The following is a 12543-nucleotide window of genomic DNA, read 5'->3' on the forward strand; positions in this document are numbered from 1 at the left end:
CTTCGCGAGACTGAGGCGTGCGGGCAACTATCGACATCGACGTGTGTCGAGATGTATCGTGCCTGCACCTGATGGTCGCCAGAGCGGTCCGGCGCCCGCCGTACCCCCTGCGTCCTCGACCTCGCGGAGGACCGTCATGAGACTCACCGCAACCCTGCGTTCCCTGGTCACGGCGCTCGCCGCGGTCTCGCTCGTCCTGCTCGCCCCGGCCGGGTCCGCGTCCGCCGCGACGGTCACCGTGGACAACGCGACCGCCGGCCGCTTCACCGCCAGCGCCAACTGGGGTACGTCCTCCTGGTCGAGCCAGAGGTACGGGGCGGACTATCGGTTCGCCACCCCGTACACCGGAGCGAGCGATGTCGCCTGGTTCCGTGCGGCCGTCGCCGCGACCGGCCCGCACCTGGTCGAGGTGTGGTACCCGGCGGACCCCGGATACAACAACGCCACCCCGTTCGTCGTGGCGACGAGCAGCGGCAACCAGAGCGTGACCGTCGACCAGCGGGCCAGCGGTGGACGCTGGGTCGCCCTCGGCACCTTCACCCTGGCCGCCGGCGACCGCGACGTGGTCGGGGTCAGCCGCTGGACCGGCGGCACCGGCTACGTCGTCGCGGACGCCGTCCGCGTCACCTCCACCACCGGCGGCCCCGCGTTCTCCCTGCCCGTGCCGAAGAGCGCGCTGCCGCGCAGCGAGTACGACGACCCGCACCACGACTACCCGGCGATCGACCTGCCGGTCGGCACCGGGACACCCGCCTACGCCGTACGGGCCGGAACCGTGACCATCATCGACGACAGCTCCTGCGGCCGGGGCGTCAACCTCACCGGCGTCGACGGGGCGGTCTACACCTACTGCCACTTCTCGTCCTGGTCGGTCGGCAGCGGCGCGTCCGTCTCACCCGGACAGCAGATCGGCCTGACCGGCAACACGGGCAACTCCACCGGACCGCACCTGCACTTCGGCATCCGCACCGGCAGCACCCGGCGGTGCCCGCAGGCCTTCCTTCTCGCGATCTACGACGGCGTCACCCCGCCGGCCGCGACCAGCCTGCCCACGACCGGTTGCTACTACGCGACGCGCGGTGTCACCCCGCAGCCACCGCTGGGCTGACCTGTCAGTGGGCCCGGCTCCGCCCACGACCGACCGTGAGGGTGACCAGGAAGCTCGGATGGTCGGTGGTCCCGCCCATGCCGACCGACCGACTGGAGTGGACGGCCAGACCGCCGGTCGCCATGAGCTGCTGCACCGCGCCGTCGTGGCTGTGCAGGTAGTCCGACGGGACGCAGGACCGTACGTCGGGCGAGCCGCCGTGCCGCAGGTTGAGGTCGCCGGACACGACGGCGGGCTGGCGGGGGTCGCGGAGGCGCACGAGCGGGATGGCCGTGCCGAGCAGGTAGGCGCACTGGGCGAGCGCCAGGACCGGGCTGGTGTACGCCAGGTGGGTGGTGCAGGCGGAGAGGGCGCTGGTGGCGTCGACGCAGAGCCAGGCCCGCTCCTCGGGGTCCGCCGCGTCCTGCATGGGGTAGATCCCGCTGTGCACGGTGTGGCCACGGTACGGCGCCGGGATGTGCGCCAGCAGCCCGACGCCGTACTCCTCGCCGTTCAGGCACCGGTACGGGCCACCGGTCCGGCGGTTGCGGGCGGCCCGGAAGGCCGCGACGACGGTACCGCCGGCGTGGACGCCCGCCATCGTCCGCTCGAGCGCGGCCACGTCGTCCGCACAGACCTCGTTGAGAGCGACCAGACCGGGCTTCTCGACCCGGATCACGCGGCTGGCCTCGGCCACCGACCGGCCCGTGTAGCAGCCGGCCATGCCGCTGTTGCACAGGTTCATCTGGAGCACCCGCACCGAGGTGGCGCCGGCCGGGCCGGCGACCGACGATCCGGCGGGCAGCGCCGCCACCGAGACCAGGCACACGCCGGCCATGAATCGCCGGAGAATGCGGTACGAACGACCAGCCATGCACCCGCCCCGAATCCGGCTGGGGCAAGTGTATCGGCACGTGCCGCTGCGCCGGTGATGGTCAGCCGCGCGGCGCGGGGACACCGAAGAGGTCGATGATGCCGCCGGGAAGCTGGGCGAGCAGGCTGGCGCGTTCGTCGTCGTCGAGCGCCTCGGCGACGGTGACCAGGACGGCCTGGGCGTGCTGGCGTACCAGGTCGGCGTCCGCGCACTGCTCCCGTCGGCCGACGATCCGCAGGAACTCGCCGACGTCCCACCGTCGTCCCTGCGGGTTGCGGGTGACGAACTGGTCGAGTCGGTCGGGTAGCTGGGCCGCGAGGTGGTCGGCCTCGCGGCCGGCGAGCCGCTCGCCGAGCGTCGACAGGACGGCCCGCACGGACCGCTCGGCCTCCTCGTCGCTCAGCCCGGCGCGACGTCGTACGGTGGCGATCAACTGCTCGTACTCCATGACCCGCTCCTTCCCGCGGTCCCGGGGTGGGATCCCTGCGCCCGCCCCGGCGGCGGCGTCCTGACCGCGGCGGCGGGGTGGCACCGATTACCCGGTACCGGAGCGGGAAAGCCCATCGGGGCCGGATAGTTGCGGCGTCCGTGGCCGGCCCCCGTCGTGCCGCGGACGGGGGCGGGCGCGGGCGTCAGCCGGCACGCGCCGCACCTGGTTGGCGCCGCGACCCGGTGGTGTCCCTGGGAGAGCTCCCACTCGTTCTGCCTGCCCGTGCGGGCTCAACCCTTGCGCCACTTCTGGTTGGCGGTGCCGGCGCAGTCCCAGAGCTGGAGTCGGGCGCCGTCGGCGCCGTTCCAGTCCTTGATGTCGACGCACCGGTTGGCGCGCAGGTTGACCAGGTCGCCGCCGGCGGTCAGCGTGAACTGCTGCGCGCCGGTGCCGTTGCAGGTGTAGAGCTGGATGACCGCGCCGTTGCCGGTCGCGCCGCCGTCGACGTCCAGGCATTTGTTGTTCCGGCTCTGCACGGCGCTGCCGGTGAACGTCCACTTCTGCGCGTCGGTGCCGTTGCAGCCCCATGTCTGCAGCGGCACCCGGTCGCTGAAGTTGGAGCTGGGCACGTCGATGCACTTGTCGTTCCAGTTGCTCACCAGCGGGACCCCGCTGCCGGGGCCGCCCGGCCCGCCCGCGCCGAACGGGCTGAGGATCAGGCCGGCGGAGCGGGGGTCGCTGTCGTGGACCAGCGACTCGAACGCGCCCACGTCGTCGAAGGCGAAGGCGTACGCCTTGCCGTCGACCATGTTGGCGTGGATGACGCGGGCGTAGTGGTTGGTCGGGTTGTTGCGGTAGAACTCGGCCGGGTTGGTGCTGGGCTGCGTGTCGATGGTGCCGAGGGTGCCCCGGTTCAGCGCGGCGCACAGCGTACGGGAGATGGGGCCGACCACCTGGTCGTTCGGCGCGGGCAGGTCGCCGTCGCAGCCCCACACGCTGGCCGACGAGGGCCGGTTGAAGGCGGCGACCAGCTGGCCGGAGCCGTTGGTGAAGGTCATGACGGTGCCGGAGGTCCGCCCGAAGTAGCGGATGTGCGGCTGGTTCGCGAACGGCACGACGGTCAGCGTCCTGGTGGTGTACGCGTTCCAGGCCGACGCGATGTACGGGTCCAGGTAGGTGGTGCTGAACAGGCCGGCTCCGGCCGCCTTACCGGGAGCCAGCACGCGCAGCACCGCTCCGTCGGAGCGGGTGTGGATGGTGTTCGCCCAGCCCGGCTGCGACCGGATGCCGTCGATGATGGCGGTGCGGCCGTTGGCCACCACGTCGCCGGTGCGCCTGGTGACGCCGTCGGCACCGGTGACGGTGACCGCGTGGGGCACGGCGAACATGTCCACCTGCGAGCTGTTGAGCCACAGCCCGGCGTCGTTGTAGGTGAACTCGCTCCAGTCGAAGAGAATGTCGCGGTTGGCGTCCCCGGGCGCCCACGGCGCGGGCTGCACGAGACCGTCGGGGGTCAGGAAGAACCTGAGCTTCTCGCCGAAGGAGAAGTAGACGCGGCCGGAGAAGCCGCGCGGAAAGCGGATGGTGGTGGTGCCCCCGGTGCCGGGTCCCGGGATCGAGGCGTCCGGCGCCGGCGCCGGCGGAACCTGCCCGCCGGACCAGGGGACGAAGGTGCCGGCCTGGTTGACGTAGCCCAGGCGTCCGGTGGCGAGCTGGGTGCCGATCACGTAGAGGTGGACGGCCTCGCCGCGGCCGGTGCTGTTGGTGACGGTGACCGGCAGCAGCGCGGGGCCGACCGCCAGGGCGGGGGACGCGGCGGCGGTCACCGGAACGGCGGCGACCAGAGCGGAGAGTGCGGCCAGGAGTCTTCTTCGGATGCCCACGGCAACTCCTCGGGGTGGCGGAACGGGCTGAGAGAGCGCTCTCCCAGCGTCCAGCCGTTAACAACATGTGTCAATAGATTGACAATGATGTATCGCGCCGAGGTCGTTCCCGGTGGACTCCCCGTCCCGAACGGGGCCGCGGGTCAGGTGCCCGTCACCGGGCCGGGTGCCGCGGGCGGAGCCGGCCGAACGCGGCTGGTGACGCCGTTGTCCGACGTCGCCGGTGCGGCGGCGACGCCCAACGCCTGCCCGATCGCGATGGCGATCAGCAGCCACTCGTTGGCGTCCACGCCGCCCAGGATCACCGTGGCGAGAACCTGAAGGCCGGCCAGCAGTGCGGCGACGGCCGTCTTCGTCCACCGGTACTGCGGCGCCAGCGGTACGACGTACACGCCGACCGCGCTGGCGGCGGCGATCGCGATCGCGATCCACTCGTCCGGGTCGACGACGCCGTCGCCGGAGGATGTCGCGTACAGGGCGGTGAGGGCCGCGAACGCGATCGCGGCGATTGCCTTGCCGTATCTGCCGAAGAACGCTTCCACGCCGCACCTCCACCGGGCGTCGAACCTGTCCGCCGACCGACGCTGGGCGACACCTCGACTATAGCCACGCGGATGGTGCGAAAGACCAGCTCAGCGGTCATCTGACCGGGGCTCCGGACGGTGCGGACGGCGAACTGTCGCTGATCCGACTCCGCGGGCCCGGCGTAGTGGGTTCCGGTGCCCGCCGCTGCGAAGGAAGAGGAACGCCGGTCGGTCAGGCCGGCGCCTGCGGGCAGAGGAGCGGGTCCACCAACGGAAGTGCGATCGGGCCCAGGCACACGGTGATCAACTGGGGAGCGTCCGGCTGTGGAGCGGTGGTCGGCGACGGTGCCGTACCCGGCGGGGGTGCCGTGGTCGGTGCCGGGGCGGTGGGAGCCGGACCGGTGGTCGGGCGGACGGTGGGAGCCGGCCCCGGCCCGTGGCTCCCGGTCGTCGGATGTGCGGCGGTCTGCGGAGCCCTCGGCGTCCCCGACGCGGCGGGCGCGGATCCCCGTCCGGAGTGGACGACCGGCGTCGCGGCGGGAGCGGTGCTCGGCGACGGGCCGGTCGTCGGGGTCACCGGATCGGCGGGGCGGGACGGTTCGGCGGCGGCGGGCGGCTCACCGAGGGACGGTTCGGCGGCGGGCGGTCCGGCGGCGCCGGCCTCCGCACGGTACGGCTCGCCGGTCGGCGCGGAGCCGAAGGCGCCGGCGCCCAACGCGACGACGGTCACCGCCATGGCGAGCACGGTGCCCGCCCGGCGGTCCGGCCGCAGGGCGGTCAGCGGCGCGTCCGCCGGTCGCGCGGGCGGTGGTGCCGTCGGCCGGGCCGCCTCGTGGGCGGCGAGGAGGTCGTCGATCTCGGCGGCGACCGCGCTGCGCCGCCCGGTGGCGCCGGCGAACGCGAGGGTGAGATAGAAGCGGGCGTTCAGCACCGACACCTGCGGAGCCAGGAGACCGGCGAGGCGACGGCCGTCGACCGTGTGCAGCAGGGACAGCGGGGCGTCAGGGTGGTGCGCGAGCCCGGAGACGGCCGTGAACCGCCACTCGCGGTCGCCGTGCCGGCCCGAGAACGTCACCCGTCGATCGGTCACCACGACCGCGCCGGCGTCGAGGACCCGCAGGCCACGTGGGGTCCTCCGCCCGAACGCCCCGGGGCGGACGCCGGTCGTCAGCCCGGGGACCGGGAGGCCGGGGGAGTGCCGTGCCGAGACCTCGACCAGCTGCGCCGCCGGCACGACCCGGTGGACGACCTCGCCGTCCTCGAACTCCACCGGCAGGCCGGCGGCCGGGGGTCGGCAGCCGTGGAAGTCGGCCGCCTCGGCCCGCAGCCGTACCAGGTGGTCGTGATGTCGTTGCCAGGCCGAGGTCGCTTCGTCGTACGCCTGCCGCCGCCGGTCGTCCTCCAGGCGCGCCCAGGTGGTCCGCCATCGGGCGGCCTCCGCCGGTCGCCGGTCTTCGATGACCGTTGATGTCGTCACACGTGATACAACCCGTCACGCTCCAGGAAGGACACGTCACACGGCGTTAATTCCGAAAGGTCCGGATGCCAGGTCCCGGGTGGACGGGCGGAACGACGCCGCCCGCGGTCCGCCCTCGGAACCGCCGGCCGCCGCCGGGGCGTACATTCCGACGGTGATCGAGATCGAGGTCGACGGCGAGCTGTTCCACCCGCCCACGCGGGTCTGGCAGGCACTGGCCGACGCGGAGGTGGTCGGCCGCTGGTTCGCCGACGTCGAGGTCCCGTCCGGAGCGCTGGCGGGCCCCCGGCTCAGCACCGGCAACCTGCCGGGCTTCGAGGCCGCCGTCGACGTGACCGTGCTGGACCGCCAGCCGCCGCGGCGCCTGGCGATGCGGTGGCACGAGGCCGGTCGGCGGAGCGAGGTCACCTGCACCGTCACCCCGACCAGCGCCGGCTGCCGGTTGACGGTGCGCGAGGTCCTCGAGTACGGCGCCTGGTCGACCACCCTGCGCACCGACCGCGAGCGGTGCTACCAGCAGGCCCTGGGCGTCCGCCTGCCCGCCATCCTCGACTGGCTGGCCTTCCGGGAGGTGGACCTGCGGGCCGGCGACGCGGTCGGCGGCCCGCAGGTTCCGGGCGGAGCCCCGGCCGGCCCGGCGGTGGCCGCGCGGTCACGCCGCCGGTGGGCGACGATCGCCGTCGCGGCCGCCGGCACGCTCGTTGCCGGGGTGGCGCTGTGGGCGCTCGCACCGGCCGACCCGCGACCGGCCGGCGCCCTCGCCGATCCCGCACCCACACTCAGCGCCGGGCCGTCGGACGCACGGCCGTCGGCGGTGTCCGCGCCGTCGCGCCCCACCACCGGCGCGACCAGTCGGGCCGCCCGGCCCCGGGCCACACCCACGAAGAGCGCGACACCGAGCCCGTCGGTCAGCGCGTCCCCGGCGGTCCGGCTGACCGCCCGCTACGAGACAAGCTCGAAGCGGATCCTCGGATGGACGGGCGAGGTGGAGGTGACCAACCCCGGCGCCACTTCCGCCGCCTGGACCGTGGTGGTGACCCTGGCCCGCGACGCCGCCGTCGTCGACGCCGACGGTGCCACCTGGCGGCAGGAGGGGGCGGAGGCCACCTTCTCGGGTCCTCCGGTACCGGCGGGAGGGTCCGTGACCTTCACCTTCGACGTCCGCGGCACCCAACCGGCCGGGCCGGAGGCGTGCCGGGTGGGTGAGGCCGCCTGCACCGGAGTCTGAATGTCCGGGCGCGGCGTGCCGGCACCACGGCGTGCCGGTGCGGCCGGGAACGGCGACCGGCGCGGGCGGCGCGCGCACCGAGAAGGAGCGGCGCACGGCGGTGAACGGCGCCGTACCCGGGCGGTCAGTCCCGGCGGTCCTCGTCGGGCGTCGGGATCTCCAGGTTCTGTTCCTGGGCGTCCGCCGGGGTGACATCGCCTCCGGCGGCGTCGGCCAGGCCGGCCCCGGCGCTGGGCGGCGGCAGCGCGCCCTGCTCGGCCAGGTCCGCCTCGGACGCCTCCGGCACGGCGTCCGTCACCGCGTCGGCGGGGCCCACCTCCGTCTCGTCCTGCCGTTGCTCCTGGGCGTCCGCCGCCGTGGCCGTGGGCACCGGGTCGATGTCCTCCCGATCGGTCGTCATCCCGGCCCCCGGTCAGGCCTGCCGCCGGGCGTACGGCGCGGTCTGGTCGGCGACGTCGCCGTACTCCGCGGGCAACTGGGTGACCACCTGCTCGTACCCGGTGGGACCGAGGGCGTCCCGGAGGACGTCGAAGACGGCCGTCACCCCGTCCCGGGCGCGGTCGACGTCGACGTCGGCGCGGCCACTGACCCGTTCGACGAACACGTCGAGCCCGAACCGCTCGCCGGTCTCGCTGCCGCCGAAGGCGTACGCCCGCAGCCCGGCGGGGAGCTGGCTGGCCAGGTCACGTGCCTCGCCGCCGTCGATCCGTTCGGCCAGCGTGGTCAGGGTGGCCCGTGTGACGGCGGTGGCCTGCTCCGACGACATCCCGGACCGGGTCGCCACCAGGGCGAGGAACTCGTTGTCGTTCACCGTGCGGCCTTCCTCTCGGACGGGCCCGCTGAGTTCCCGGCGGCGACGTCGGCAAACGGGCCGCCCCGAACCGGACGGCGAGCGCTCGGCGAGCGGCAACCGCCGACCGGCAGAGAGCGGCGGGGCGCGGATCGGAGGATCCACGCCCCGCCGTCACCGGCGTGGCCGTCCGGACGGGCCGGCGGCGGAGTGCCGGTCAGGGGTTGGTGATGCCCAGCGTGTAGCTGCCGGAACCGCTGTACGCGTGCACCTCGAAGCGGTAGTAGCCCGCGGTGCCGTTGTAGCTGATCGTCTCGTCCGGTCCGGGGCTGTACGAGCCGGCCACGTCGACCCACGTCGACCCGTTCCACTTCTGCAGGTAGAGGTCGAAGTCGACCCCGGTCGGCCCGTCGAGGCAACCGCGGTGGGTGCCGGAGACGGACGAGTAGTAGTAGCTGCCGTTCGGCTGGTAGCGGCTCTGCCCCGAGGAGATGCTGCCGGTGTAGGTGGCCTCGTAGCCGGTGCAGCCGGTCGGCGGCGGCTCGCCGCCACCGCTGGTGCGCAGCGTCAGGCCGTACACCGAAAGGATCTCGTTGAGCGGCTGGAAGTAGGTGGTCCCGCCGGAGCTGCAGTTGCCGGAGCCGCCGGAGGTGACGCCCTGCGCCTGCTGCCCGGACAGCCACGACCCGCCGGAGTCGCCCGGCTCGGCGCAGGCGTTGGTGCGGGTCAGGCCGGTGACCGTACCCTGCGGGTAGTTGACGGTCTGGTTCTTGGCCTGGACCGAGCCGCAGCGCCAGCCGGTGGTCGAACCGGAGCGGCAGATCGCCGCGCCGACCGCGGCCTCGGTGGAGCCGGCCACCGTGACGTTGCCGCCGGAGTAGTTGTTCACCCAGGGCTGCGGGGTCCAGTTCGAGTTGGTCTGCACCCACGCGTAGTCGTTGCCGGGGAACGACGACCCGCGGAAGGTGCCCTGGGACACCTGGTTGTAGCCCTGGGTGGCGGTGCCGGTGGTGCCGCAGTGCCCGGCGGTGACGAACCCGCCGGTCACCGAGAAGCCGACCGAGCAGCGTCCGCCGCCCATGTAGTACGCGTCGCCGCCGCGGACGTCGTAGAACGTCCGCGGGACCTCGGTGGTGCGGACGACGCGGATCGCTGCGGCGTCGACCCGGCTCGCCCGCACGAACGCCGTGGCGGCCCGGGTGTCGCCGCGGGCGAGCACCACGACGGTGTTGGTGGTGACGTCGACGTACCAGCCGGGGACCGACTCGGCGGGCGCCTTCGCGGCGTGGCGGTCCAGCGTCGACTTGACCCGGTCGAGTTGGGCGCCGCTGCGGCCGACGATCGTCGCCCGCGCTCCGGCGGCCTTCACCCGGTCGGCCGCCGCCGCACCGGTGACGGCGACGACGAGGCCGTCGGGGGTCAGCCAGCCGCCGGCGTACGCGGAACCGAGCGACCGGCGCAGGCTGGCGTCCGTGCGGCTGCCCTTCTCGTCGCGGGCGATGCGGGTGCGGGCCGCGTCGGCGGTCAGGCCGAGGTCGCGCTGCATCGCGGCGAGCATCTCCGACGACGCCGCCTCGGCCGGTGCGGCGGTGCTCGTGGTGGTGGCGGGCGACGCCGTGGCGGCGGACGGCACCGCGACGGCGATGGCGCCGACGGGCAGCAGGACGGCTGCTGCCACGGCGGCGAGGCTTCGTCTCATTCATGGCCTCCTCGGGAGCGGCCGCGGCGTGGGGGTGACGCCGCGGGCGGGACGGTGTGGCCGTGCCTCGCCGGTCGCGCCCTCGGGGTCAGGGGCGCGGCGGCGGGCCCCGGTGCCTTTCGGGGTTGAGCCGGTCCGGGGCCGCTCCCCACGGCCCCGGCACCGGCCGGTCCGGCAGGCAGCGTCAACGTAACGAACTTCAATAGAATTTAATCAATATCGATTGGCTCATACCGCCGGTCGGAGAGCGCACGTCGGGAGATGCGGCCCCCCGCGCGGAGCGACCAGGATCCTCAGTGTCCGGGGCGGACCACCGGACACCGCCAGATCCGAAGGACCGTGCGACCCACATCGGAGGGCAGACACGTGCGTGGCACACCGCAACCGGCCCCGGCCCGGCGAACGGGGATCACGCTGGCGGGGCGGCTGGTCGCCGTCGGGTCGGCCGTCGCCCTGCTGCTCGGCGGGCAGCCGGCACCGGCCGGCGCGCGCCCCGCCGCTCCGCCGCCCGGCCCGGCGGCGCCGGCCACCGCGCCCGGCCACGTACAACCGACGCACGAGGTCACCCTGATCACCGGCGACCGGGTCCGCACCTCCGCCGACGGAACGCGGGTCACCGTCACCCGGGCGCCCGGGCGGGACGGCATCCGCTTCAGCAGCTACGGCACCGGCGAGCACCGGTACGTCGTACCGGAGGACGCCCGCCCGCTGGTGACCGGCGGGCTGCTGGACCGCCGGCTGTTCGACGTGACGGGCCTGGTCCGGGCGGGCTACCACGACGCCCGCCGCGCCGACCTGCCGCTGGTCGTGGCCGGCGACGGCGCCGACCTGCCCGGCGTGCGGGCGGTCCGCCGTCCGGACGCGTCCGGCGCCACCGCCGCCGTGCTGGCGAAGTCCGACGCGGGCCGGGCGTGGCACGCGATCACCTCGGGCGCCGCCCGGCGCATCTCGCTGGACGCACCCCAGGCGGACCCGGCCACGTCGCCCGCCGGCGTCACCGGCCGGAGGCCCGCCTCCCCGGCGCAGGACACGGAGACCCATCAGCTCACCGTCGCGCACCTCGACGCCGCCGGGCGGCCGACGACCCGGGCCGAGACCACCGTGTTCGACCGGGCCGGGGAGATCCGGGCCGTCCTGCACGGGACCGGGGACACCGCCACGGCACGGCTGCCGAAGGGCGACTACGTCCTCGTGGGCGACGTGGTCGACTTCGGACGGCCGGACGCCCCCTGGTACCGCCTGGTGCAGCCCCGGCTCACCCTGGACCGGGACGCCACCGTCACCGTCGACGCCCGCCGGGCGGCGCCGGTGACCACCACCGTGCCACGGGCCGAGGCCCGCCCGGTGCTGGTCGAACTCGGATTCGACCGTCCGGCGGCCGACGGCGCCGGGTTCCGGCTCTCGCTGATCGCCGACGACTTCGCCGGGCTGCACGCCGGGCACCTCGGCCCCGAGGTCGCCCCCGAGGAACTGACCTCCTACCTCTCCTCGACCTGGGCGGTCCCCGGCGCCCGCGGCGACTTCCGGAACAGCCCGTTCACCTACGGCCTGCTGAACACCCGGCGGGGCAGCTTCTTCACCGGTTTCCAACGGACGGTGTCGGACGCGGGCCTGGCGACCGTGAACTCCCGGCTCAACCAGCAGGTGCCGGGGCGGCAGGCGACCAAGTCGTTGTTCTCGATCGCCCCGGGCGTCACCGGCACGGTCGGCTCGCTGCTGCCGTACGACCTGCCGGCCCGGGTGACACACCGCCTCGACGCGAGCCCGGTGGAGTGGAGTGCCGCGTTCGGGGAGAACCGCCCCGACGGGAACGGGCTGCCGGCGGAGGTGACCGCGCTCGGCCAGGGCTACCAGACCTACCAGGCCGGCCGGGTGTACTCCGACCGCTGGAACGCGGCCGCCTTCGGGCCGCTCCTCGACTTCGCCGGCCACGCGGGCCGGCAGGGCGACCGGATGTGGTTCGGCGTCCCGATCTTCTCCGACCAGGACGGCCACCGTGGCGGTTCGCTCACCGACTCGGCGTCCACCCGCCTCTACCGCGGCGACCGGCTCGTCGGCGAGTCGGCCGCGGTCGACGTGACGGCGACCGTGGCGCCGGGGCCGGCGGCCTTCCGGGTGGAGAAGCGGACCACCCGGCCGTCCATCTCCGGGCTGTCCACCAGGATCGACGCGACCTGGACCTTCCGGTCGGAGGGATCCGGTGCGGGCACCGAGTGGCTGCCCATCTGGGTGGTCCGGTACGCGCCGACGGTCGACGATCGCAATCGGTCCCGGGCGACGCCGGTGACCGTCCTGCCGGTCACGTTGATCGCCCAGCCCGAGGCGCGGGTGGGCACCGTGCGGCGGCTGACCGTCCAGGTCTCCGGGGACCAGGGACGCACCTGGCGGTCGGCGCTGGTGGTCCCGGCGGGCGACCGGGCGTACCGGGCGGTCTTCCGCACCCCGTCGAACGCCGCGAGCGTGTCGCTGCGCGCGACGCTCGTCGACTCCCACGGCAACCGCCTGACGCAGACCATCGTCGACGCGTACCCGTTGGTCCGGTGACGCCCCG

General features: G+C 74.4%; 11 protein-coding genes. 3 read left to right on the plus strand and 8 right to left on the minus strand.

Annotated features, from left to right (window positions below; genetic code table 11):
- Window positions 1-136 precede the first annotated feature (136 nt).
- Window positions 137-1108, plus strand: coding sequence for a peptidoglycan DD-metalloendopeptidase family protein (locus GKC29_RS30575; protein WP_370463256.1), 972 nt, complete (start codon window positions 137-139; stop codon window positions 1106-1108).
- Window positions 1109-1112: 4 nt separating this feature from the next.
- Here GKC29_RS30575 and GKC29_RS16425 read toward each other — a convergent pair whose 3' ends face one another.
- The 5 genes from GKC29_RS16425 to GKC29_RS16445 form a co-directional block, all read right to left on the minus strand.
- Window positions 1113-1961, minus strand: a complete 849-nt coding sequence (locus tag GKC29_RS16425; protein ID WP_230688649.1) for an endonuclease/exonuclease/phosphatase family protein — start codon at window positions 1959-1961, stop codon at window positions 1113-1115.
- A 61-nt stretch (window positions 1962-2022) separates the two neighbouring features.
- Complete coding sequence (locus GKC29_RS16430) at window positions 2023-2409, minus strand: DUF2267 domain-containing protein (RefSeq protein ID WP_155331667.1); 387 nt, start codon at window positions 2407-2409, stop codon at window positions 2023-2025.
- A 272-nt stretch (window positions 2410-2681) separates the two neighbouring features.
- Entirely contained in the window at window positions 2682-4274 is a 1593-nt protein-coding gene (locus GKC29_RS16435) for a beta-1,3-glucanase family protein (protein WP_155331668.1), read from the minus strand.
- Between the two features lie 143 nt (window positions 4275-4417).
- A complete protein-coding gene (locus GKC29_RS16440) occupies window positions 4418-4816 on the minus strand; it encodes a hypothetical protein (protein ID WP_155331669.1) in 399 nt (132 codons plus the stop codon).
- Window positions 4817-5030: 214 nt separating this feature from the next.
- Entirely contained in the window at window positions 5031-6275 is a 1245-nt protein-coding gene (locus tag GKC29_RS16445; RefSeq protein ID WP_155331670.1) for a hypothetical protein, read from the minus strand.
- Window positions 6276-6429: 154 nt separating this feature from the next.
- On the opposite strand from GKC29_RS16445, the gene GKC29_RS16450 reads away from it, so the two are divergent.
- Window positions 6430-7503, plus strand: a complete 1074-nt coding sequence (locus tag GKC29_RS16450; RefSeq protein WP_196255631.1) for an SRPBCC domain-containing protein — start codon at window positions 6430-6432, stop codon at window positions 7501-7503.
- A 124-nt stretch (window positions 7504-7627) separates the two neighbouring features.
- Here GKC29_RS16450 and GKC29_RS16455 read toward each other — a convergent pair whose 3' ends face one another.
- The 3 genes from GKC29_RS16455 to GKC29_RS16465 all read right to left on the minus strand — a co-directional run bounded on the left by GKC29_RS16455 (window position 7628) and on the right by GKC29_RS16465 (window position 9992).
- Window positions 7628-7903, minus strand: coding sequence for a hypothetical protein (locus GKC29_RS16455; protein ID WP_155331672.1), 276 nt, complete (start codon window positions 7901-7903; stop codon window positions 7628-7630).
- Between the two features lie 12 nt (window positions 7904-7915).
- On the minus strand, window positions 7916-8314 hold the full coding sequence (locus tag GKC29_RS16460) for a DUF2267 domain-containing protein (RefSeq protein ID WP_155331673.1): 399 nt from the start codon (window positions 8312-8314) through the stop codon (window positions 7916-7918).
- Between the two features lie 196 nt (window positions 8315-8510).
- Complete coding sequence (locus tag GKC29_RS16465; RefSeq protein WP_230688650.1) at window positions 8511-9992, minus strand: S1 family peptidase; 1482 nt, start codon at window positions 9990-9992, stop codon at window positions 8511-8513.
- A gap of 366 nt (window positions 9993-10358) precedes the next feature.
- Here GKC29_RS16465 and GKC29_RS16470 point away from each other — a divergent pair, with 366 nt between their 5' ends.
- The gene (locus tag GKC29_RS16470) at window positions 10359-12536 is read left to right on the plus strand and encodes a peptidase S8 (protein ID WP_155331674.1); all 2178 of its coding nucleotides are present in this window, start codon (window positions 10359-10361) and stop codon (window positions 12534-12536) included.
- The last annotated feature ends 7 nt before the right edge of the window (window positions 12537-12543 follow it).

It is taken from the genome of Micromonospora sp. WMMC415 (genome assembly GCF_009707425.1).
Classification (GTDB): Bacteria; Actinomycetota; Actinomycetes; order Mycobacteriales; family Micromonosporaceae; genus Micromonospora.